The organism is Methylobacterium sp. D48H, assembly GCF_053345715.1.
In genome coordinates this window covers 152095-173824 of record NZ_JBKFAP010000002.1, presented here as the reverse complement: position 1 = coordinate 173824, position 21730 = coordinate 152095, and the positions used below count along the sequence as shown (strand labels likewise).

Below are 21730 nucleotides of genomic sequence, written 5' to 3'. Positions count from 1 at the left end.
GCGCGGCCCCGGATTCCGGGTGACGCCGTTCGACAGCCGGGGCACGGTCGCGCCGCCGAGCCCGCGTTCGGTTTGTTTCTCCCCGGCCCCGCTCAGGGTCCGGATGACACCCAGGAGCCTGCATGCGCATCGCCTTCATCGGTCAACAGGATTTCGGAAAAGCGGTCCTGGAGGCGTTCCTCAAACGAGGCGATGAGGTTGCGGCGGTGTTCTGCGCGCCTGAGAAGCCCGGCGCCAAGCCGGATGTCCTCAAGACGGCGGCCGTCGAGAAGGGGCTGACGGTCTTCCAGTTCCCCAGCCTGAAGAGCCCCGAGGCCGAGGACGCGATGCGCGGCCTGAACGCCGATATCGGCATCATGGCCTACGTGCTCCAGTTCGCGCCGCAGAGCTTCGTCAACATCCCGAAGCACGGCACCATCCAGTATCATCCGAGCCTGCTGCCGCGTTACCGGGGCCCGTCCTCGATCAACTGGCCGATCGCCCGGGGCGAGTTGCAGACCGGCCTCACGATTTTCCGGCCGACCGACGGCCTCGACGAGGGGCCGGTGATCCTGCAGAAATCCTGCCCGATCGGCGCCGACGCGACCCTGGGCGACGTCTACTTCGACAACCTGTTCCCGATGGGCGTCGAGGCCATGCTCGAGGCGGCCGACCTCGTCGTGGCCGGCCAGCATGTCGAGATCGATCAGGACGAGGACGCCGCGAGCTACGAGGGCTGGTTCCGCGGCGCCGAGGCGGAGATCCACTGGTCAGCCCACGCCGAGCAGATCTACAACCTGATCCGCGCGGCGAACCCGGCGCCCGGTGCCTGGACCACGCACGACGGCAAGAAGCTCCATATCTTCGACTGCGGCCTGCATCGGATCCGCAAGCTCGCCGACGTCGTCGGCAAGCCCGGCGAGGTGATCGCCGTCGACGACGAGGGCTTCAGCGTCTGCGCGCAGGGCGGGCGCCTCGAGATCCGCAAGGTCAAGGCGGAGGGCGGCAAGAAGGTCGCGGCCGCCGAGTACGCCCGGGAGGCCGGGCTGGCGGTCGGTCAGTTTCTCGGGCGTTAGGTCAGCCGCGCCTCAGGTCGTCTCCGGCGCGGTCGGCCGCGCCGCATTCAGACCGTAGCCGCGGAAGCGCTCGACCGTCGTGCCGATCTCGTCGTCGGACAGGATGATCGGCGTCCCGATCTGCCGCGCGACGGCGTATTGCTGGCAGAGCGTCTCCAGCTCGACGGCGAGCCACAGGGCCTTCTCCAGGCTCGCCCCGGCCGCGATCATGCCGTGATTGGCGAGGAGGCAGACGTTGCGGTCGACGAGCGCCGCGAGGGCGAGGTCCGAGAGTTCCGCGGTGCCGTAGGGCGCGTAGGGCGCGCAGCGTACCGTCGGGCCGCCGAAGGCCGCGATCATGTAGTGGACCGCCGGGATGGCCTCTCCGCACATTGCGAAGGCGGTGCAGTAGACCGGATGCGCGTGGACCACCGCGTGGAATTCCGGACGGGACGCGAGGATGTCCCGGTGGAAGCGCCATTCCGATGACGGCTTCCGATCCGGCGCGTGGGTGCCGTCGAGACCCATCCGGACCACATCGTCCGGTTCGATCCGATCCGTGGGCACGCCCGACGGGGTGATCAGGAGCCCATCGCGGAAGCGCACCGAGACATTGCCCGACGTGCCGCGGTTCAGCCCCTGTGCGTCGAGTGCCCGCGCCGCTGCCACGACGCCCTCGCGCGCGATCCGCTCGTCCCTGTCCATGCCCGATCTCCGGAAGGCCCGGTTCCCGGTATGCAGGAAGCCCGGCGCCGTAAAGACGGCGCCGGGCTCATTCGCTTCGGTTCGGCGCCGCGGCGCCGAGCGATCGGGGCCTGCTACTGCGCCAGCACCGGAGCGAGGCCCGCCTCGGGCTTTTTGGTGTAGGCGGCGCGCATCGGCTTGAGGACGAACAGCGCCAGCAGGGCCGCGAGGATGTTGAGGGCCGCGGCCGCGAGGAATACCGTGTGCCAGCTTCCGGTCATGGTCGTGAGCACGCTGGTGTAGGGAACGATCAGCGCCGCGGTGCCCTTGGCCGTGTAGAGCAGCCCGGCATTGGTCGCCGCGTACTTCGAGCCGAACGTGTCGCCGCAGGTCGCCGGGAACAGCGAGTAGATCTCGCCCCACGCGAAGAACACGAGACCGGTCAGCAGCACGAAGGCGATCGGATTCTGGCCGAATTGGCTCAGCGCGTAGATGCCCAGGCCCTCGATCGCGAAGGACAGGAACATCGTGTTCTCACGGCCGATATGGTCGGAGACCCAGCCGAAGAACGGGCGCGTCACGCCGTTGAGAACCCGGTCGAGCGTGGCCGCGAAGGTCAGCGCCGGCAGCGTGATCCCCAGGAGCGAGACCGGGACGTCGGCGATCTTGAAGTCCTTGGCGATCGGGCCGAGCTGCGCGGTGGCCATCAGGCCGCCGGCGGCCATCATGACGAACATCGCGTACATGACCCAGAAGATCGGGGTGCGGACCATCTCGGAGGGCTTGTAGTCCCGCTTCGACTGGCTGACCCGGGCGACTTCCGGAACCTGGCCCTTGGCCGGCGCGCGCAGGAACAGGGCGATCAGCATGACGATCACGCCCTGCCCGATCCCGAAGTAGAAGAAGGCCGCCTCGTAGCCCTGGGACTTGATCATCGCCTGGATCGGCACGACCGTGAGTGCCGAACCCGCGCCGAAGCCCATGGCGGTGATGCCGGCGGCCAAGCCGCGGCGGTCGGGGAACCACTTCAGCGAGTTGCCCACGCAGGTCCCGTAAACCGCGCCTGCACCGGTGCCGCCGATCGCGGCCGCGATGTAGAGCACGGTGAGCGAGTCCGCGTAGGAATTAATCACCCACGCGACGGCGCAGAGCAGGCCGCCGAACAGCGTGACGATGCGCGGACCGTACTTATCCACGAACCAGCCCTCGATCGGGACCAGCCACGTCTCGGTGACGACGAACAGCGTGAACGCCACCTGGATCGCCGCGCGATCCCAGCCGTGCCGCTCCTGCATCGGGCTCACGAAGAAGGTCCAGCCGTACTGCATATTGGCAATCATGCACATGCAGACGACGCCGAAGGCGAGTTGCAGCCAGCGGCCGCGCCCAACCGGTTTGACGATCTCGGACATACCGTTCCCTCTTGGCAGTATTCTTGTCGGCGTTCGCGCTCGAGCCGGGCTTATGCCCTGCCACGGCGCAGCTTGTCAGAACAACGTGATCGGAATTCTTCGAATAATTCTTGGCCCGCAGACAAATAATCTCTGCAGTACAGCAGCATCCGGCGCCGAGTCGGCCTTGATGTCCGATGGTCGACGGTATGCCAGCAAGATGGTGCTGATTTAATCCCGGGGTGTCAATCAAACCTGCAAAAAAACACAGGTTCGCGACTGGGGATTAAAACGCCTTTCCGAACGTGCCTCGCTAGGCGACGGGTGATGGTCGCGCCGCGGCCAATTTTTCAGGTGCCAAGCGCCGGCAATGGTCACAGGTCTGTGGGACCGTTCCGCGTTCGACTAGGATCTTGCAAAGGTTTGGGTTAGGTCGTTTAAGAGCGCACGACAGAGAATGCGTGCGAGACATCATGCGTGTGAGCTGACTGGACGAGGGATGTCGAATTCCGAACCGCTGAGCGTGAAGCCCATCGTCGCCAGCTCCAGTCTCCGGACATTGGCCTACGAGGCGCTCAAGACGGCCATCACCAACATGGACATCTACGGGCGTCCGGACGAGGTGCGGCTCGACGAGCGCAAGCTATCGCAGGATCTCGGTGTCAGCCGCACCCCGGTGCGGGAGGCCCTGACGGTTCTCGAGCAGGAAGGCTTCGTCCGCTCCGAGGCCCGGCGCGGCGTCTTCGTGATCAAGAAGAACAAGCGCGAGATCGTCAGCATGATCCACGCCTGGACAGCGCTGGAGAGCATGGCGGCACGGCTCGCCTGCGCGCGCGCCACCGACGGCCAGCTCCGCTCGCTGCGCGAATCCTTCCCCGAGTTCTTCGAGGGCCAGCCGTCCGAACACATGGACGAGTATTCGGACGCGAACATCCGATTTCATCAGCGGATCATCGCGCTGGGTCACTGCGAGGCGATCGCCGATCTGACCAGCAATTTGCTCATGCACGTTCGTGGCATCCGCAGCACCGCGCTCCGGCAAGGCGATCGGGCGGAGCGCTCCATCCGAGAGCACGTCGCCATCATCTCGGCGCTCGAAGCCCGTGATGCCGATCTGGCCGAGAGACTCGTGCGCGAGCACGGTCTGGGCCTCGCGCAGCACGTCGACACCTACGGCGATTATCTGGATTGAGCGACCCTTCAGTCCTCGCCTGACGGATCGTCCGGCGCGGACGACACCTCGTGCCTCTGCGGCATGATGATGGGCCAAGGGCGCGAGCGGCGCTCGGGAAGACCCCTCGATCGCCGCCCCGGCTATCACACGAGCTCAGCACGTGCCTAAATATAAATCGCGCGCAAGCGTTGATGCACTGCAGAACATGTTCGGCAGGCCACGACCTTTCAAAGCCGGTCAGTTGTGCATTTTTATGCATGACTGGGCAACAATCCGGACTTTGTGGGCTCGATCTGCGCGCCTCATGCATGTTCGACATAATCGGTATTCGTAATCTGGCATACCAAGTTGCGCAGCAGCATGGCACGCATTGCGTCGCAACATGAGGCGGTTCCAGACCGCGCCGGAGAATCCGATGCTCGCCAGCTTCCTCGTCATCTTTGTCGCCTTCGCCGCCTGCCAGGCGCTGCTCACCGTCAAGTTCGCGGACTTCCTCTCCGCCGACCGGGCACGGAACACTGTCGAGCCGACCGCCGACGTCGCGAACGCCAAGCTCGCCTGAAGTCAGAGCTGGATCCGCGATACCAGAGAGTGCGTAGGGGTAACGCTTTCCTCAAATTTTACGCGTAGGGTGAACCGATCGTTGACCGTGCGGGCGAGGAGCTACCGCGTTGGCCCTCGGCGCAGCCTCGGTTTTCTCGGACGGCCCCTTCGTCCTCCTCGTATCGGACCGCCCGTCCGAACGATCGGCCCTTGAGCGTGCCATCGCGCTGGTGATGAACTGCTGGGCGATCCCGCCCGGCGCGCCGCTACCGTCAGGCCGCCCGCACCTCGTCATCCTCGACCTGCCGCCGGCCCAGACCGCCAAAGTGCAGTCGACCCTCCCCCACCGCGGACCGCCAGTTCCGCGCCTCGTCCTCGTGCGTGGCGAACCCATGCCGGCTACCCGCTATCTGCGTCAGCTGCCGGCCGCCTCGCCCCGGCAACTCGTTCTGGCGAACGTCTTCGCCATGATCGAGGAGGCGACGCGGTCCGCAGAGCTGCGGCAGCGCCGGCTCCTGGAGCGCGTCTCGGGCGCGACCGCCGTCGTCGCCGAGATCTTCGACAGCGCCGCCCTCGGGGCCCGGCTGCAGCGCGCCGACGCGGATCGCGGAACCGAGCTCGTTCTGGCGGCCATCTCCGAGGTCGGGATCTCCGAGTGGCTTGCCGAGGTCTGGCGCCACGAGATCGGCGTCTATCAGCACACCCTAAGCGTCGCGGGCCATGCCGCCACGTTCGGCTCGCAGATCGGGCTCGGTCAGACCGATCTCGCACTGCTGGTGCGGTCGGCGCTCCTGCACGACATCGGCAAGGCGCGCATCCCCGTGGAGATCCTCAACAAGCCGGGGCCGCTCAACGCCGAGGAATTGCGGCTGATGCAGCGCCATCCCGACATCGGCGCCGATCTGCTCCGGGCGCACGGCGATTTCGAGGACGCGGTGATCGACGTAGTCCGCCACCACCACGAGCGTCTGGACGGGAAAGGATATCCCGATCGGCTGTCCGGCCCCGCGATCTCCGACCTCGTGCGGATCGTGACGATCTGCGACGTGTTCTCCGCGCTGACCGAGCGGCGGACCTATCGGCAGCCCGCCTCGCCCGCCGAGGCGCTGTCGATCATGACGGACAGCGCCGGGCATCTGGATCCGGATCTCCTGCGGGCCTTCGCGCCCTCCATGCTCAAAGGCAGCGCCCTGGCGGCCTGAATCCGCAGCTTGAATTCGCGGCCTGATCCGCGGCCAGGCGTGGCTCTGGCGCCACGCCGGTCGGCGGGATCCTGCCGGCGCGCCGCGCGCCGCGCTTTCGCCGCAACCGCGCCGGAGGGAAGCGATCCCGTCTCACGCAACGCCGTTCGGACCGTGCCCAAACTCAGTCGCGCCATCGCCGCCGCCCTCCTGCTGGCCCTCGCCGGGTGCGGCGGTCTCTCCGTCCTGCCCGAGTCCTCTGGCGAGAACGCGACGCACACCGCCGTGCTCGACGAGGTCGCGGCCGCCGCGGCGATCTCGGCCTACCGGGTCCAGCACGGCCTGAGCCCGGTCGTGGTCGATCCGGCTCTCGTGAAGGCGGCGGCCTTCCAGGCCGGTAACAACGCCCGCCGCGGCCAGCTCAGCCACGATGTCGGCGGCAGCTTCACCTCGCGCATGGCGTCGGCCGGTCTCGCGAGATCCTGGGCAGCCGAGAATCTCAGCGCCGGATCCGAGACCCTGGAACAGGTGCTCGCCCGCTGGAAGGCGAGCCCCGAGCACAACAAGAACATGCTGCTACCGCAGATCCGCAGGATCGGGATCGCCCGGGTCGATGCCCCCACGACGCGGTACAAGCGCTTCTGGGCGCTCGTGATGGCCGGGACCTGACGCCGGGGCGTCTCAGGGTTCGGACCGCGCGAGATCGACGATCCGGAGCTGGGCCCGCTCGGCGCCGCGCCAGCGGTCGCAGGACAGGGTCCCGGCCACGTGCATCTCTCGGCCGATCCCGTTCAGGAGGGCGAGGCCGAGCGGCCGTTCGGCCGCGCGGAAGCAGATCGCCCCGACCACCTGACCGTCGCGGCTGCGCAGTCGCGCCCTGACATGGTTCGAGCCGACCACGCCGGCATCGACGAGGCGATGCCGGCCCAGCGCGAAGAGCGGCTCCGGCGCGCCCTGGCCGAACGGGCCGGCCTGCTGCAGCAGCCGGACCGTCTCCGCGGTGGCGCCGCCGGCGCTCAGGCCGCCGTCGATCAGCAGGGCGTCGGCCGCGCGGGCCACCGCGACGCTCGCCCCGAGCAGCATCGCCAGGTGCGCCTCGAAGCGCGGGATGTCGTCGGCCCGCACGGTGACGCCGGCCGCCATGGCGTGGCCGCCGCCCTTGCTGGCGAGCCGGGCCTCGACGCAGGCGCGGACCGCGAGCCCGAGATCCGCGCCCGGGATCGAGCGCCCAGAGCCCGTGGCGGTGCCGTCCGGGCGGATCGCGAACGCGAAGGCCGGGCGGTTGAAGCGCTCCTTCAACCGCGAGGCGATGAGGCCGACGATGCCGGGGTGCCACTCGGCGCTGGCGGTCACCAGCACGGTGCGGGCCGGATCCAGCGTCAGCGCCCGGTCCATCTCGGCCTCGGCCTCCTGGACGGCCTGCGCCTCGATCGCCTGGCGCTCGCGGTTCAGACGATCGAGGTCGGCGGCGATCCGGGCCGCCTCGCTCGGGTCCGCCGTGGTCAGCAGGCGGGCGCCCAGTGCCGAATCGCCGATGCGGCCCCCGGCATTGATGCGCGGCCCGAGGACGAAGCCGAGGTGCCAGGCTTCCGGCGGCTCGCCGAGCGAGGCGGCGTCCAGCAGCGCCGCGAGCCCGGTGCGGCCGCGATGGCGCATCACCGTGAGGCCCTGGGTCACGAAGGCCCGGTTGAGGCCCGTGAGGGGCACGACGTCGGCAACGGTCGCCAGGGCGACGAGATCGAGGGCGTCGGTGAGCTGCGGTTCGGGACGATGGCCGCCGAAGAAGCCGTCCTGCCGCAGGGCGCGGTTCAGCGCGACCAGGGTCAGGAACACGATGCCGGCGGCGCAGAGATGGCCGAGGCCCGAGAGGTCGTCGAGGCGATTCGGGTTGACCACGGCGCGGGCCGGCGGGAGCACCTCGGAGGCCGCGTGGTGGTCGAGGACGATGACGTCCAGGCCGGATTTCTCGGCCTCCTCCAGGGGCGCGTGGCCGCTCGTCCCGCAATCGACGCAGACGAGGAGCGTCGCGCCCTCGGCCGCGAGCGCGGTGATCGCCGCGATGTTGGGTCCGTAGCCCTCGGTGATCCGGTCGGGAATGTGGATCGGCGCGCGCAAACCCAGCTCGCGGAGGTATCCGGCGAGCAGGGCCGCGCTCGCGGCGCCGTCAACGTCGTAATCGCCGAAGACCGCCACGGTCTCCCCGCGCTTCACCGCCCGGACGAGTCGGCGGACGGCCGCCTCCATGTCGAGCAGCGTGTCCGGATCCGGCATCAGGTCCCGCAGGCGCGGCGCGAGGTGGCGGGGCGCCGCCTCCGGTACGATCCCGCGTCCCGCGAGCACCCGGGCCAGCAGTTCCGGCAGGCCGTGGGCCTGGACCATCTTGGCGATGTGATTCTGGACGGCCGCGCCGCCGCAGCGCTCCTGCCAGCGCCGGCCGGTCACGGAGGCGGCCACACCCAGGAAGGGCGGCAATTCGGCGAGGAGCGGAGCGGACGACACGGGGCCACCCTACACCGGCCGGCGCGGGGAATCTTGCGCCCCGCCGCAACAGCGACGGCGAACCCGATCGCCACAACGAGAAAGGGCGGGCATCGCTGCCCGCCCCTCGACGCTGCCGGAGACCTGGGTCTCAGAGCGACTTCAGCACGCTGTCCACGACCTTCTTGGCGTCGCCGAACAGCATCATGGTGTTGTCGCGGAAGAACACCTCGTTCTCGACACCCGCGTAGCCGGAGCCCATGCCGCGCTTGATGAACAGCACGGTCTTGGCCTTCTCCACGTCGAGGATCGGCATGCCGTAGATCGGCGAGGCCTTGTCGGTCTTGGCGGCCGGGTTGGTGACGTCGTTGGCGCCGATCACGAAGGCGACGTCCGCCTGCGGGAACTCACCGTTGATGTCCTCCAGTTCGAAGACCTCGTCGTAGGGCACGTTGGCCTCGGCGAGCAGCACGTTCATGTGGCCCGGCATGCGGCCCGCCACCGGGTGGATGGCGTACTTCACGTCGACGCCCTCCTTCTTCAGCATGTCGGCCATCTCGCGCAGGGAGTGCTGCGCCTGGGCGACCGCCATGCCGTAGCCCGGGACGATGATGACCCGCTCGGCGTTCTTCATGATGTAGGCCGCGTCGTCGGCCGAACCCTGCTTCACGGGCCGGGTCTCGACCTGGCCGGTGCCGGCCGCGGCGGTGTCGCCACCGAAGCCGCCGAGGATCACCGAGATGAACGACCGGTTCATCGCGTGGCACATGATGTAGGACAGAATCGCGCCCGACGAGCCGACCAGCGAGCCGGTGATGATCAGCGCGAGGTTGCCCAGGGTGAAGCCGATGCCGGCCGCCGCCCAGCCCGAGTACGAGTTGAGCATCGACACGACCACCGGCATGTCGGCGCCGCCGATCGGGATGATGATCAGGCCGCCGAGCACCAGCGAGGCGATGACGATCAGCCAGAAGATCGCCTTCGACTCGGTGCCGATGAACAGGGCGATCAGCAGCACGAGGCCGGCGGCCAGCAGCGCGTTGATGAGGTGGCGCTGAGGCAGCATGATCGGCTTGCCGGACATGCGCCCGTCGAGCTTGGCGAAGGCGATCACCGAGCCGGTGAAGGTGATGGCGCCGATGGCCACGCCGAGACCCATCTCGAACAGCGACTGCTTGTGGAAGTGCCCGTTCTCGATGATGCCGAACGCTTGCGGTGCGTAGAGGGCGCCCGCGGCCACGAAGACGGCCGCGAGGCCGACCAGCGAGTGGAAGGCCGCCACGAGCTGCGGCATCGCGGTCATCGGCACGCGCTTGGCGATCACCGCGCCGGCGCCGCCGCCGAGCCCTAAGCCCAGCAGGACGAGGATCCAGGCGCCGGCACCCGCCGGCGGGTGGCCGACCAGCGTGGTCAGGATGGCGAGCCCCATGCCGACCATGCCGTACAGGTTGCCCTGCCGGGAGGTCGTGGGGTGCGAGAGCCCCCGCAGCGCCATGATGAACAGGACGCCGGCGACGATATAGAGAAGGGAGGAGACGTTCTCTGACACCGGCTCAGCCCTTCTTCTTGTACATGCCGAGCATGCGCTGCGTGACGAGGAAGCCGCCGAAGATGTTCACGCTGGCGAGCACGATGCCGATGAAGCCGAAGAACCGGGCGAGGCCCGTGCCCTTCTCGATCAGCGGAACGCCGACCGCCAGGATCGCGCCGACGATGATCACCGACGAGATCGCGTTGGTCACCGACATGAGCGGGGTGTGCAGGGCCGGGGTCACCGACCAGACCACGTAGTAGCCGACGAAGATCGCCAGCACGAAGATCGCGAGCCGGAACACGGTCGGATCGACCGCGCCGCCGGTGGCGGCGCTGAGCCCGTGGCCCATGCCGTCGGCGATGACCTGCGCCTGGTCGGCGGCGTTGCGCGCCACCGCGGCCGCGGCGCGCGCGGCGTCGGCCAGCACGCGGGCCTGATCGGCCGCCTGATCGGGAGGGACGATGACGTTTGCCATTCTGCTACTCCTCTCGGCCAGGCTTCACTGCGCGCCTGCCGGGGTGGCCGCACCGGACGCCTTGCTGGCCTCCGACTTGGCCAGCCCCACGGAGGCGGCTTCCGAGGCTGCGCCATCGGTCTTGGGCTGGAAGGATGCGTGGACGACCGAGCCGTCGCGGGTGAGGTTCGTGGCCTTCACCAGCTCGTCGTCCCAGTTGATGGCCAGCGCCTTCGATTCCTTGTCGATCAGGGTCTCGACGAAGGCGTAGAGGTTGCGCGCGTAGAGGCTCGACGAGGTGGCGGCGAGCCGCCCCGGCACGTTGACGTGGCCGACGATCTTCACGCCGCGATCGTTCGTGACGACCTCGCCGGCCTTGGCGCCGGCGACGTTGCCGCCGCGCTCCACCGCGAGATCGACGAGGACCGAACCCGGCTTCATCGACGCCACCATCTCCTCGGAGACCAGCTTCGGCGCTGGCCGGCCCGGGATCAGCGCGGTGGTGATGACGATGTCCTGCTTGGCGATGTGACCCTTGACCAGCTCCGCCTGCTTCTTCTGGTACTCGGCCGACATCTCCTTGGCGTAACCGCCGGCCGTCTCGGCCTGCTTGAATTCGTCGTCCTCGACGGCGACGAATTTGGCGCCGAGCGATTCGACCTGCTCCTTGGTGGCGGGCCGGACGTCGGTGGCGGTGACGACCGCGCCGAGCCGGCGGGCTGTCGCGATGGCCTGGAGGCCGGCCACGCCGACGCCCATGACGAAGACGCGGGCGGCCGGCACGGTGCCGGCGGCGGTCATCATCATCGGCATGGCCCGCCCGTACTCGGCGGCGCCGTCGACGACCGCGCGGTAGCCGGCGAGATTCGCCTGCGAGGACAGGACGTCCATCACCTGCGCGCGGGTGATGCGCGGCATCAGCTCCATGGCGAAGCCGTCGATCCCGGCCTCGGCCATCGCCTTGAGGGCGTCCTCGTTGCCGTAGGGGTCCATGATCGCGATCACGGTGGCGCCGCGCTTCAGCTGCGGCAGCTCCTCGGCGCTCGGGCGCCGGACCTTGAGCACGAGGTCGGCATCCCCGGCGGCATCGGCGGCGCTCCCGGCGATGCTGGCGCCGGCGGCCTCGTACTCGGAATCCAGGATGCCGGCCTTCTGGCCGGCCCCGGACTGCACCACGACGTCGGCACCGAAAGTCTTGAACTTCTTGACGGTCTCAGGAACCGCGGCGACGCGCGGCTCCGCGGAGTCCGTCTCGGACAGCACAGCAATGCGCATGCGAGGGTTCCCCTGGAAAAGCTCGGCCTTTCGAATGCGCGAACCGGCGCAGCTTTTCGAGAGGCGGATCTACGATACCGCGATGGATGCGGCCGGAATGTAACTTGCGCCCAATTTAATTGCCAACAATGTGTCAGCGTCCCGCTCGGCGAACGCGAGCGGGTTCGTCATCCGCGGCGACGCTCGACGCCGCCGCCCACGGCCCTCTCAGGCGAAGAACAGGTAGAGGACCAGGAGAATGCCGACGACCAGCGGGGCCTTCCACCCCACGGCCGGCGCGAGGGCGCCCACCGCGCCCGCGGCTCCGGAGGCGATCACGCCGACGATGGCCAGCAGCCACGCCTCGCGGATCCCGCCGATGGCGAGGGCCAGCACCCAGCAGATGACGACGCCAGTGGCGATTTCGACGAACCGGACAAATCCGCGATAGGTCTGCTCGTGCGTCGTCGCGTCCATCGCCGGGCTGTAGGTGTGCCCGGCCACCGTGTCACTCTCGGCCATCGTGCGCTCGTTTCCCTAAGACGCGACTTCTTGCGGTCGCGGTCGGATGTAGCTCAAGCGTTTACCTGCCGCAATCGGACGCACGCAAGTTGATCGCTCTCCCGGTGGATCTTCGCGTCGAATCAGGCCGGTTTCGGCAGACCGGCTTCGGTGAGTGCCCGGCCCTGGCGTTTCGTGAGTTCGTCCAGCGAGAAATGCTCGATCTCGGCCTCGAACAACCGGTGGTAGTTGAGCTCAGATCTGAGGTGGAGGAACACGGCGCCCAGCCCCACGGCCGCGCGATCCATGAAGACGAATTCCTGCGGGACAGTCACGGGCCCGCGCTCCTTCAGGGCCTGATGGACCTGGAAGGCCTGTCGGCGACCGTACTCCCCCGGCTTCACGCCGTCGGCGACGGTGCGGGTACGGTCTTCGAGCAGCGGCCCGTAGATGAAGCGGGCCCAGATGTTTAGGATCTCGATCTTCTCCTTGTCGAGATCCTTGAATCCCCAGACCTCGTAGGCGTGGACGATGCGGGCATCGTCGTTCTCCAGCAGGCCGCGGTAGAGATCCACGACGCCGCCGACGAAGCGCGGATGGAAGATCCGGACGCAGCCGTAGTCCAGCAGGTTGATTCCCGCGGCCTCGCCGGCGTCCGAGAACACGGTGTAATTGCCCAGATGCGGGTCGCCGTGGATCACCGCTGCCCGGCTGAACGGGTGCCACCACGCCTTGAACATCGCCTGGGCGATCCGGTTGCGCACCTCGACCGGCTCGTCGGCGAAGCCCAGGATCTTGTCCCCGTCGAGCCAGCCGAGCGTGAGCAGACGCTTCGTCGAGAGCTCCGGAAAGACGCGCGGCACGCGCACCGCCGCGATGTCCTTCAGCACGGCCCCGTAGAGCGCCGCGTGCTTGGCCTCGCGCTCGTAGTCGAGCTCCTCGCGCACCCGGGCGCCGATCTCCTTCGCGATCTCGCGCGTGTCGAGCCACGTGTTCATCCGGCGGTGCAGCGCGAACGCGACCTCCAGCTGCTTCAGGTCGGCCTCCACGGCCGACTGCATGTCCGGGTACTGGAGCTTGCAGGCGAGACGTTCGCCGTCCTTGGTGGTCGCGCGATGGACTTGGCCCAGCGAGGCCGCCGCGGCGGGTTTGAGGTCGAAGCTGCCGAAGCGCTCTTGCCAGCCGGCGCCGAGCTCTGACTGCATCCGGCGCCGGACGAAGGCCGCGCCCATCGGCGGGGCGTCCGCCTGAAGTTTCTGCAGCTCGGTCGCGTATTCGGGCGGGAGCAGGTCCGGAACGGTGGCCAGCAGCTGGGCCACCTTCATGATCGGGCCCTTCAGGCCGCCCAGCGCCTGCGCCAGGGCGGCGGCGTTGGTGGTGCCCTCCTTTCCGAACAGCCGTGCCACGGCCATCCGGGCGGCGACGCCGCCGACGTTGGCGCCCACGCTGGCGTAGCGCCCGGCGCGGGCGGAGAAGCGGTTGGCTTCGCGGTCGGTCTCGGCCATCACTCGATCTGCTTGTCTGACGATGATGCGCAGATAAGCCGCCCCCGGCCGCGAACCAGGGGCGTGGGTCCCTGCGCCGCGGGGGCCGACGGGGTCCGCGGCGCTCGGCTCAGGCCTGTCCTTCCATGCTCTCGAGCTCGACGATCATGCTCTCGATCATGCCGAGCCCGATCTGCCAGAAGCCCGGGTCCTTGGCGTCGAGGCCGAAGGGCGCGAGCAGCTCGCCGTATGGCTTCGAGCCACCGGCCGCGAGCAACGCGAAGTAGCGGTCCACGAAGCCGTCCTCCGCCCGGGCGTAGACGCCGTAGAGCGAGTTCACCAGGCAGTCGCCGAACGCGTACGCGTAGACGTAGAACGGCGAGTGGATGAAGTGCGGGATGTAGGCCCAGAACGGCTCGTAGCCGGAATCCAGCGTGATGGCCGGACCGAGCGATTCTGCCTGGACGGACAGCCACAGCGCGTTGATCTGATCGGTGGTCAGCTCGCCCTTGGCGCGGGCGAGATGGACCTTCCGCTCGAACGAGTAGAAGGCGATCTGGCGCACCACCGTGTTGATCATGTCCTCGACCTTGGCGGCGAGCATGGCCCGGCGCTGGGTCGTGTCCGTGGTCGCGGCGAGGAGCCGACGGAAGGTCAGCATCTCGCCGAAGACGCTCGCCGTCTCGGCCAGCGTCAGGGGCGTCGGCGCCATGAGGGCGCCGTTCGGCCCGGCGAGCACCTGGTGGACGCCGTGGCCCAACTCGTGCGCCAGCGTCATCACGTCCCGCGGCTTGCCCTGGTAGTTGACCAGCACATAGGGGTGGACGGAGGGCACGGTCGGATGCGCGAAGGCGCCCGGCGCCTTGCCGGGACGGGTCGGTGCGTCGATCCAGCGCTCGTCGAAGAAGCGCCGCGCGATCCCCGCCATCTTCGGCGAGAAGGCGTCGTAGGCGGACAGCACCGTGTCGCGGGCCTCCGTCCACGGGATCGTGCGCTGCTCGACGCGGGGCAGCGGCGCGTTGCGGTCCCAGTAGGGCAGCGCCTCCTGCCCGAACCACTTCGCCTTGAGCGTGTAGTAGCGGTGGGACAGGCGGGGATAGGCCGCCCGCACGGCGTCGACGAGGGCTTCCACCACCTCGGGCTCGACCCGGTTCGACAGGTGGCGCGCGTCTGCGACGTCCTTGAACCCGCGCCAGCGGTCGCTGATCTCCTTGTCCTTCGCCAGCGTGTTGGTGATGAGCGTGAACACCCGCAGCTGACCGCGCAGGACCGCGCTGATCGCGCCGGCCGCCTCCTTGCGGACCGCGCCGTCCGGATCCTGAAGCTTGTTGAGCGTCGGCTCCAGCGGCATCTCCTCGCCCTGCACGGTGAAGCGCAGCGCGGCGATCGTTTCGTTGAACAGCCGGTCCCAGGCGGCGTTCGACGTGACCGACTTCTCGAGGAACAGCTTCTCGGTGCGATCGTCGAGCTGGTGCGGCTTCTCCCGCCGCAGGTCCTCGATCCACGGGGCGTAGTGGGCGAGCGGCCCTTCGGCCATCGCGGCGTTCATGGCCGTATCGTCGACGCGGTTCAGCTCCAGGGCGAAGAAGAGGAGATCCGCCGAGGCGCTGGTCAGCCGCTCGCGGGTGTCGCCGTAGAACTTGGCGCGCGCCTCGTCGGTGGTGTCGCCGGAATAGACGAGACCCGCGAAGGACATGAGCTTGCCCAGCAGGTCCTCGATGCCCTCGTAGGCGCGCACCGCCTCGGCCAGCCGCGCGGACGCGTCCGGGCCTGCGGCGAGCTCCGCGATCCGGCCGGCGTAGGTCTCGGAGAAGCGGCGGCACTTCTCCTCAGCGCGGGTCATGTCGCCGGAGAAGTTCGGATCATCGAGGCCGGAATAGAGATCCGTGAGGTCCCATTCCGGAAGATGGCCGAGGTCGGCAGCCTTCGCAGCGGCGCGCGCAGCACTCACGCCCTCCGGCAGGCGGACAGTCACCGGCGAGGCGGTGTGGCTCGGCATCATGGTGTGCAATCCTCTCCAAGGGCCCCGGCCCCGTACCCTGATATCGAGCGCGCCGCCACGCGTTCAACGCGGAGGGACAGTCGGACCGGCGCGCGATCGGTGACGACGCGGCGCAAACGTCGTTAAGCGGCACTTTACGACTGTCGGTCACCCTACGGCTCGAAACGAAACAGTCGCCGAATCGGAAGGCCGCGACCGGGTCGAGCCCGCGTCGCGTGTCCGGCCTTCGCGCGCCGTTCAGGGAGCCGCCATGTCCGCCACCGTGCTCATCGTGGATGACGATCCGGTCCAGCGGCGCCTGGCCGAGGCGGCCGTGCGCCGTTTCGGCTTCGAGGCGCGGATCGCCGAGACCGGTGCGGACGCGCTGACCCTGCTGCGATCCGAGGGTGCGGATGTCGTGCTCCTCGACCTCGTGATGCCGGGGCTCGACGGGCTCGGTGTCCTGGCCGAGATGCGCAAGAGCGGCCTCGCCACGCCGGTCATCGTCCAGACCTCCAACGGCTCCATCGACACGGTGGTCAGCGCCATGCGGGCCGGCGCCGTGGATTTCGTGGTCAAACCTGCGGGCGCGGAGCGGCTCCAGGTTTCGATCAAGAATGCCCTGCGGGTCGACACGCTCGAGGAGGAGGTGCGCCGCATGCGCCGCCGCGCCTCCGGGGCGCTCACCTTCAAGGATCTCACCTCGAAGAGCCCCGACATGGAGCGGGTGATCCGCCTCGCCGAGCGGGCGGCGAAGTCGAACATCCCCGTTCTGATCGAGGGCGAGTCCGGCGTCGGCAAGGAGGTCCTGGCCCGGGCGATCCAGGGGTCCGGCGACCGGCGCGGCAAGCCGTTCGTGACCGTCAATTGCGGGGCGATCCCGGAGAACCTGGTGGAATCCACCCTGTTCGGCCACGAGAAGGGGGCGTTCACCGGCGCCACCGAGAAGCACGCCGGCAAGTTTGTCGAGGCCTCGGGCGGGACCCTGTTCCTGGACGAGATCGGCGAGTTGCCCCTCGACGCGCAGGTGAAGCTGCTCCGGGCCCTCCAGGAGGGCGAGGTCGATCCCGTCGGCGGCAAGCGCTCGGTGCGGGTGGACATCCGGCTCGTCTCGGCGACGAACCGGTCGCTGCTCGACCTCGTGAAGCAGGGCAAGTTCCGCGAGGATCTCTACTACCGCCTGAACGTCTTCCCGATGACGCTGCCGCCCCTGCGGGCGCGCCGCGAGGACATCCCGGACCTCGTCCGCTCGTTCTGCGCGCGGTTCTCGGCCGAGGAAGGCAAGCGCGTGCGGGCGATTAGCCCGGAGGCCATGGCCCTGCTCACGCGCTATCCCTGGCCGGGCAACGTCCGGCAGCTGGAGAACGCCCTGTTCCGCGCCGTCGTGCTGGCGGACGGCGACGAGCTGACCGTCTCCGAATTCCCCCAGATCGCCGCGCAGGTCGAGGGCTTCGACGTGCGGATCCCGGCAGCGCCGGTCCAGCCGCAGATGCCGGCCTACGCGCCCGAACCGGTGCGGGAGATCGTCCGCGTCGAGGTCCGCGACCCGCACGCCATGTCGCTCGTCGCCGAGGAGACCGGCGAGATGAAGCCGATGGACGTCCTGGAGGCGGAGATTATTCGCTTCGCGCTCCAGTTCTACCGGCAGCGGATGTCCGAGGTCTCGCGCCGTCTCGGCATCGGACGCTCCACCCTCTACCGCAAGCTCAAGGATCTGGGGCTTGAGGAGGACGATAAAACCGAGGACGCGGCCTGATCGAGCGCGGCGTGCGCTAGCGCACCGCGCACATTCGTTTCGGCCACGGTCGCTGAAATTCTCGGCCCTGCTGCATCGCGCCGGCAGATGATTGAGCGGATCGTAAGCTGAGCAGCATTAGAAATGACACATTCATCTGCAGGACCGAGCCTCTATTCGCGATAACTGCGGTTGCTCAAAGCCACGCTTGCGCGGATAATCACAATCTGAGCGTGCGGTCCTGCCGCCGCGCCCCGGGAGATCACGATGCGCGTCCCGCGCTCCAGCCTCATCGCGCTGGCCGCCCTTCTCGGCGGCACGCTGGCACCGGCCGGCTCCCTCCGCGCCGCGACGGCCGCGCTGGACCAGCCGGCCACCGATGTCCCCGCGACCCCGCCCGCTGCCGCGCCGGGGCCGGCGACGCCCGCGCCGGCGGACCCGTCGGCGCCCGCCGCGACCGCCCTTCCCGACTACAAGCCTGAGGCGCCGGCGGCCGAGCCGTCCCCGGCTCCCGCCGCGGCGGCCCCGGTCGCCCCGACGGACCCGCTCGGCGCCGCAATCTTCGCCCGGTTCGCGGATGCCGCGCCCCTGCTGCTCCGCCTCGCCGGCAAGGACCGCGACGCGATCCGGAGCTTCTACGAGGCCCGCAGCTTCAAGCCGCTCTGGATCTCCGGCGGGGCCTGGACCGACGCCGCGAAGGCGGTGTCGGCGCGGCTGGCGGCCGCCGCCGAGGACGGGCTCGACCCCCGCGCCTACACGGTCCCGGCGCTCGCCGACAAACCGGACGAGAAGGCGGTCGCCGACGCCGATCTGCGCCTGTCCGCGGCGGCGGTTCTCTATGCCCGGGACGCCCGCGGCGGCCGGATCAACCTGGCCTCGATCTCGAGGCTGATCACCCCGCACCTTGATCTGCCGGCCGGCAACGACGTCCTGGCGAAGCTCGACGAGGCCGGCGCGAAAGCCGGCGAGGCACTGCAGGCCTACAACCCGGCGACTCCGGGCTATCTCGCGCTGAAGGCGCGGCTCGCCAGCCTGCGGGGGCCTGCGCCGACCGCGGTGAAGCCGCTGCGCCTCCCGGCCGGGCCGGCCCTGCGCGTCGGCATGCGTGATGCCCGCGTCCCGCTGCTGCGGGCACATTTCAACCTCGAGAGCCGTCCGGCCGCGACCCTGGACAGGGGGCCCGGCGAGCCGGAGGAGTACGATTCCGTGGTCGCCGACGCGGTGGCCAAGTTCCAGCGCGGACGCGGTCTCCCTGGGAACGGCGTCCTGAACGTCCAGACGGTGCTCGCCCTCGCCGATGCCGGCCGCACGGCGCGCCCGACGGGCGGTGAGGCCGAACTCATCGTCAACATGGAGCGGTGGCGCTGGCTCCCGGGCGATCTGGGGCCGGATTACATCCTCGTCAACGTGCCGGAGTATCGCCTGCGCGCCTACCGGGGCGGTGTGATGCGCGACGAGGCGCGGGTCATCGTCGGCAAGCCGGAATCGCGCACGCCGCTGTTCTCCGGGATGATGGAGTATGCGGTCGTCAACCCGTCCTGGTACGTCCCACCGTCGATCCTGAAGACGATGGCGCCGAAGCTCGCCGGCTACGGCGGCAAGACCTGGGGCGGCTACGAGGTCGTCCGTCGCGGCGGGCACATCTCGCTGCGTCAGCCCCCGGGGGAGCGCAACGCGCTCGGCTTCATCAAGTTCATGTTCCCGAACCAGCACGCGGTCTACCTGCACGACACGCCGAACCGCTCGCTGTTCTCCGCCGCAAAGCGCGATTTCAGCCACGGCTGCGTCCGCGTCGACGACCCGTTCCGCCTCGCCGACGCGGTGCTGCCGAACTGGTCCGCGGATCGGCTGAAGAAGCTGATCGGCAAGGGCGAGCGCACCATCCGGCTGCCGGAGAAGCTGCCGGTCCACCTCGCCTACTTCACCGCCTTCGTGGACGACGGCGGCGCCTACCGCACCCTGCCGGATCTCTACGGCTACGACGCGCCGATGCGCGCGGCCCTCGGGCTGCCCGGCGGCGGCGGGCCGGCGATCGCGCGGCTCCCGGACGAGCCGCCGCGGCGCAAGGCCGAGCGCGCCCCGAAGCCGCCCGCGCCCCGGACCGTCCATCGCCGCGCGCCCGAGCGGCCGGTCGCGGATGCCGACGCGTGGCCGGGCGGGCGCTACGAGGAGGCGGAGACGCCGCGCCGCGCCCAGCGTCGCGCCGCCCGTGCCGACAGTGCGCCGGAATACGGCGAGCCCGGCCTCTGGACGCCCGCGCCGCAGCAGGCGGCGCCGCGCGGGTGGTGGTAGCCCACCCGCGCCACCAGCAACTTTCAGGTGCGCGGCCGCACAGCCGGGCACGATTTCGCCACGGTCGAGCCTTAGCCGTTTCGGTCGCGAACCCGGTTCAACAGGCGTCGGGTCAGGCTGTCGGGAGAGGATCAGGACCGTCGTGCCCAGTCTCCCGCGCGCCCTTCGCCACGTCACTCTCGCCCTGTCCGGCCTCGCGCTCGGACTGATCGCCGGGACGGCCGAGACCGAGGACGCGGTCGCCAACGGCGACACCCGCTCCCTGTCGATCTACCACACCCACACGCAGGAGAGCGCGACCATCACGTTCAAGCGCGATGGTCGCTACGATCGCGCGGCCCTCGAGCAGCTGAACTGGCTCCTGCGCGACTGGCGGGTCAACGAGCCGACCAAGATGGACCCGCGGCTGTTCGATACGGTCTGGGAGGCCTATCGCCAGGTCGGCGCGACGCAGCCGATCCACGTCGTGTCGGCCTACCGCTCCCCGGGCACCAACGCGATGCTGCGCCGCCGCTCCAGGATGGTGGCCGAGTACAGCCAGCACATGCTCGGCAAGGCGATGGACTTCTTCCTGCCGGACGTGTCGATCGACCGGATCCGGGAGGTCGGCCTCCGGATGCAGCGGGGCGGCGTCGGCTGGTACCCCCATGCCGGAACGCCCTTCGTGCACCTCGACGTGGGTTCGGTGCGGATGTGGCCGCGCATGACCCACGACCAGCTCGCCCGCCTGTTCCCGGACGGCAAGACCGTCCTGCTCCCGAGCGACAACCGCCCCTTCCCTCGCTACGAGGAGGCCAAGGCCGAGATCCTGGCCCGCGGCGGTACCGTGGCGGGCCTCACGACGCAGATGGCCAGCGGCGAGGAGGAGGACGGGCCCGGCCTGTTCGGCTTCCTGGCCAGCCTGTTCGGCGGCGGCCGGTCCGCACCGGAACCCGCGCCGGTGCCGGCCCCGGTGGAGACGGCGCGGAAGTCGCGCCGCGCGCCCGTCGTCGCCGTGGCGAGCGCCGATCCGCAGGATCCGGCGGGCGCGCGCGCGGCCCTCGCCTACGCGGCGCCCGCGGCCGACGACGCCCTGCGCGGCTCGCTCGCCGAGCGGGCACAGGCGAAAGGTGCCGAGACCAAGCCCTCCGACATCAGGCCCGCCGACGCCAAGGCGTTCCTGACCGCCAGTCAGCCGGTCGCCGTCGACGATACCGTGACCGCCGTCACGGCACCGCTCCCGCCGCGGCGCCCCGCCGATATGGCCGCCGTCGCGGCGAGCCTGAACATGCCCCTGCCGCCGCCCCGCCCTGTGCAGTTCGCGGCGCTGGAGCGCGGGATGGCCAATTTCGCGCCGGCTGCCGAGATCCGCGCCCTCGACAAGCCGGCGGCGGCGGTTCCGGCTCGCGCCCGCTCCCTCGTGGCTCCGGACGCGGATGCCAAGGCGCAACTGCGCGCCCTGTTCGACTCCGTATCGGCCGGCCCGGGCGCTGCCCCCGCGAGCCGCGCCGCGCCCGTGCACGTGGCCGCCACGCGCCTGCGCGGTGCCGCGCCCGACGCGGTGGTCGGCGCCGCGCCCGATCGGGTCACCACGCGCTTCAGTCCACGCAGCCCCGGCGACGATCTGCCGACCCGTTTCACCGGCTCGGCCGCGCGGGCCGTGTCGGGGGCGCGGTGATTCGACCGTCGTCGTCAGGACGTCCGCATCGGAGCCGCGCAGTGGACCGGGCCACCCGGGGCGGTCGACGCCGGATACGCACTCAGCGCAGAGGCTTGGACAGGTTGACCGCCAGCGCGCCGACCAGCGTGGTCGCGTAGCTGTCTTCCTGCGTCGCCGAGATGCGCTCCGCCTCGCTGCCGCTGTTGGCCGCGACCGACATCATCAGCATCACGGCCGTGACGACACCGCCGAGACCGGCGACGAGAGCGAGATAGGCGCGGACGGCGACGCTCGGAACAGCCGCGACCGCTTCGGTCTCAGCGAGGCACAGCGGCGATGGGCTGTGGGACATGGTGGCGGCCGCTTCTGAC

The 21730-nt window shown here is 69.7% G+C and carries 18 protein-coding genes; 8 read left to right on the top strand and 10 right to left on the bottom strand.

Annotation, left to right across the window (positions count from 1 at the left end; translation table 11 throughout):
* Nucleotides 1-122 precede the first annotated feature (122 nt).
* Nucleotides 123-1055 carry a methionyl-tRNA formyltransferase gene (locus tag ACLBX8_RS06930; RefSeq protein WP_447714809.1) on the top strand — a complete coding sequence of 311 codons (933 nt, stop codon included), beginning with the start codon at nucleotides 123-125 and terminating at the stop codon, nucleotides 1053-1055.
* 12 nt (nucleotides 1056-1067) lie between these two features.
* Here ACLBX8_RS06930 and ACLBX8_RS06925 read toward each other — a convergent pair whose 3' ends face one another.
* Nucleotides 1068-1739, bottom strand: a complete 672-nt coding sequence (locus tag ACLBX8_RS06925) for a class II aldolase/adducin family protein (protein ID WP_447714808.1) — start codon at nucleotides 1737-1739, stop codon at nucleotides 1068-1070.
* Nucleotides 1740-1852: 113 nt separating this feature from the next.
* Nucleotides 1853-3130 (bottom strand): oxalate/formate MFS antiporter, encoded by a 1278-nt coding sequence (oxlT, locus tag ACLBX8_RS06920; protein ID WP_020092013.1) that lies wholly within the window; start codon nucleotides 3128-3130, stop codon nucleotides 1853-1855.
* Between the two features lie 478 nt (nucleotides 3131-3608).
* On the opposite strand from oxlT, the gene ACLBX8_RS06915 reads away from it, so the two are divergent.
* From ACLBX8_RS06915 to ACLBX8_RS06900, 4 genes are all read left to right on the top strand, one after another.
* Nucleotides 3609-4301 (top strand): GntR family transcriptional regulator, encoded by a 693-nt coding sequence (locus ACLBX8_RS06915; protein WP_020092012.1) that lies wholly within the window; start codon nucleotides 3609-3611, stop codon nucleotides 4299-4301.
* 397 nt (nucleotides 4302-4698) lie between these two features.
* Nucleotides 4699-4845 carry a hypothetical protein gene (locus ACLBX8_RS06910; RefSeq protein ID WP_447714807.1) on the top strand — a complete coding sequence of 49 codons (147 nt, stop codon included), beginning with the start codon at nucleotides 4699-4701 and terminating at the stop codon, nucleotides 4843-4845.
* A 109-nt stretch (nucleotides 4846-4954) separates the two neighbouring features.
* Nucleotides 4955-6028, top strand: a complete 1074-nt coding sequence (locus ACLBX8_RS06905) for an HD-GYP domain-containing protein (protein ID WP_447714806.1) — start codon at nucleotides 4955-4957, stop codon at nucleotides 6026-6028.
* Between the two features lie 153 nt (nucleotides 6029-6181).
* Complete coding sequence (locus ACLBX8_RS06900; RefSeq protein ID WP_091676903.1) at nucleotides 6182-6676, top strand: CAP domain-containing protein; 495 nt, start codon at nucleotides 6182-6184, stop codon at nucleotides 6674-6676.
* 12 nt (nucleotides 6677-6688) lie between these two features.
* Here ACLBX8_RS06900 and recJ read toward each other — a convergent pair whose 3' ends face one another.
* From recJ to ACLBX8_RS06865, 7 genes are all read right to left on the bottom strand, one after another.
* On the bottom strand, nucleotides 6689-8506 hold the full coding sequence (gene recJ / locus ACLBX8_RS06895; RefSeq protein ID WP_447714805.1) for a single-stranded-DNA-specific exonuclease RecJ: 1818 nt from the start codon (nucleotides 8504-8506) through the stop codon (nucleotides 6689-6691).
* Between the two features lie 130 nt (nucleotides 8507-8636).
* Nucleotides 8637-10034, bottom strand: coding sequence for an NAD(P)(+) transhydrogenase (Re/Si-specific) subunit beta (locus tag ACLBX8_RS06890; protein WP_020092007.1), 1398 nt, complete (start codon nucleotides 10032-10034; stop codon nucleotides 8637-8639).
* A gap of 4 nt (nucleotides 10035-10038) precedes the next feature.
* Nucleotides 10039-10494, bottom strand: a complete 456-nt coding sequence (locus tag ACLBX8_RS06885; protein ID WP_020092006.1) for a proton-translocating transhydrogenase family protein — start codon at nucleotides 10492-10494, stop codon at nucleotides 10039-10041.
* A gap of 24 nt (nucleotides 10495-10518) precedes the next feature.
* Entirely contained in the window at nucleotides 10519-11748 is a 1230-nt protein-coding gene (locus ACLBX8_RS06880; protein ID WP_447714804.1) for a Re/Si-specific NAD(P)(+) transhydrogenase subunit alpha, read from the bottom strand.
* A gap of 207 nt (nucleotides 11749-11955) precedes the next feature.
* Nucleotides 11956-12249 (bottom strand): aa3-type cytochrome c oxidase subunit IV, encoded by a 294-nt coding sequence (locus ACLBX8_RS06875; RefSeq protein WP_020092004.1) that lies wholly within the window; start codon nucleotides 12247-12249, stop codon nucleotides 11956-11958.
* A gap of 122 nt (nucleotides 12250-12371) precedes the next feature.
* On the bottom strand, nucleotides 12372-13733 hold the full coding sequence (locus tag ACLBX8_RS06870) for an ABC1 kinase family protein (RefSeq protein WP_020092003.1): 1362 nt from the start codon (nucleotides 13731-13733) through the stop codon (nucleotides 12372-12374).
* Between the two features lie 109 nt (nucleotides 13734-13842).
* Nucleotides 13843-15714 carry a M3 family oligoendopeptidase gene (locus ACLBX8_RS06865; protein ID WP_447714803.1) on the bottom strand — a complete coding sequence of 624 codons (1872 nt, stop codon included), beginning with the start codon at nucleotides 15712-15714 and terminating at the stop codon, nucleotides 13843-13845.
* A gap of 250 nt (nucleotides 15715-15964) precedes the next feature.
* Here ACLBX8_RS06865 and ACLBX8_RS06860 point away from each other — a divergent pair, with 250 nt between their 5' ends.
* The 3 genes from ACLBX8_RS06860 to ACLBX8_RS06850 all read left to right on the top strand — a co-directional run bounded on the left by ACLBX8_RS06860 (nucleotide 15965) and on the right by ACLBX8_RS06850 (nucleotide 21377).
* Nucleotides 15965-17449, top strand: coding sequence for a sigma-54-dependent transcriptional regulator (locus ACLBX8_RS06860; RefSeq protein WP_020092001.1), 1485 nt, complete (start codon nucleotides 15965-15967; stop codon nucleotides 17447-17449).
* A 246-nt stretch (nucleotides 17450-17695) separates the two neighbouring features.
* The gene (locus ACLBX8_RS06855; RefSeq protein ID WP_447714802.1) at nucleotides 17696-19720 is read left to right on the top strand and encodes a L,D-transpeptidase family protein; all 2025 of its coding nucleotides are present in this window, start codon (nucleotides 17696-17698) and stop codon (nucleotides 19718-19720) included.
* 142 nt (nucleotides 19721-19862) lie between these two features.
* On the top strand, nucleotides 19863-21377 hold the full coding sequence (locus ACLBX8_RS06850) for a DUF882 domain-containing protein (RefSeq protein ID WP_447714801.1): 1515 nt from the start codon (nucleotides 19863-19865) through the stop codon (nucleotides 21375-21377).
* An 82-nt stretch (nucleotides 21378-21459) separates the two neighbouring features.
* Here the strand turns inward: ACLBX8_RS06850 and ACLBX8_RS06845 are convergent, their stop codons facing one another.
* Nucleotides 21460-21711: a hypothetical protein gene (locus ACLBX8_RS06845; RefSeq protein ID WP_020091998.1), complete on the bottom strand. Its 252-nt coding sequence runs from the start codon at nucleotides 21709-21711 to the stop codon at nucleotides 21460-21462.
* Nucleotides 21712-21730 lie beyond the last annotated feature (19 nt).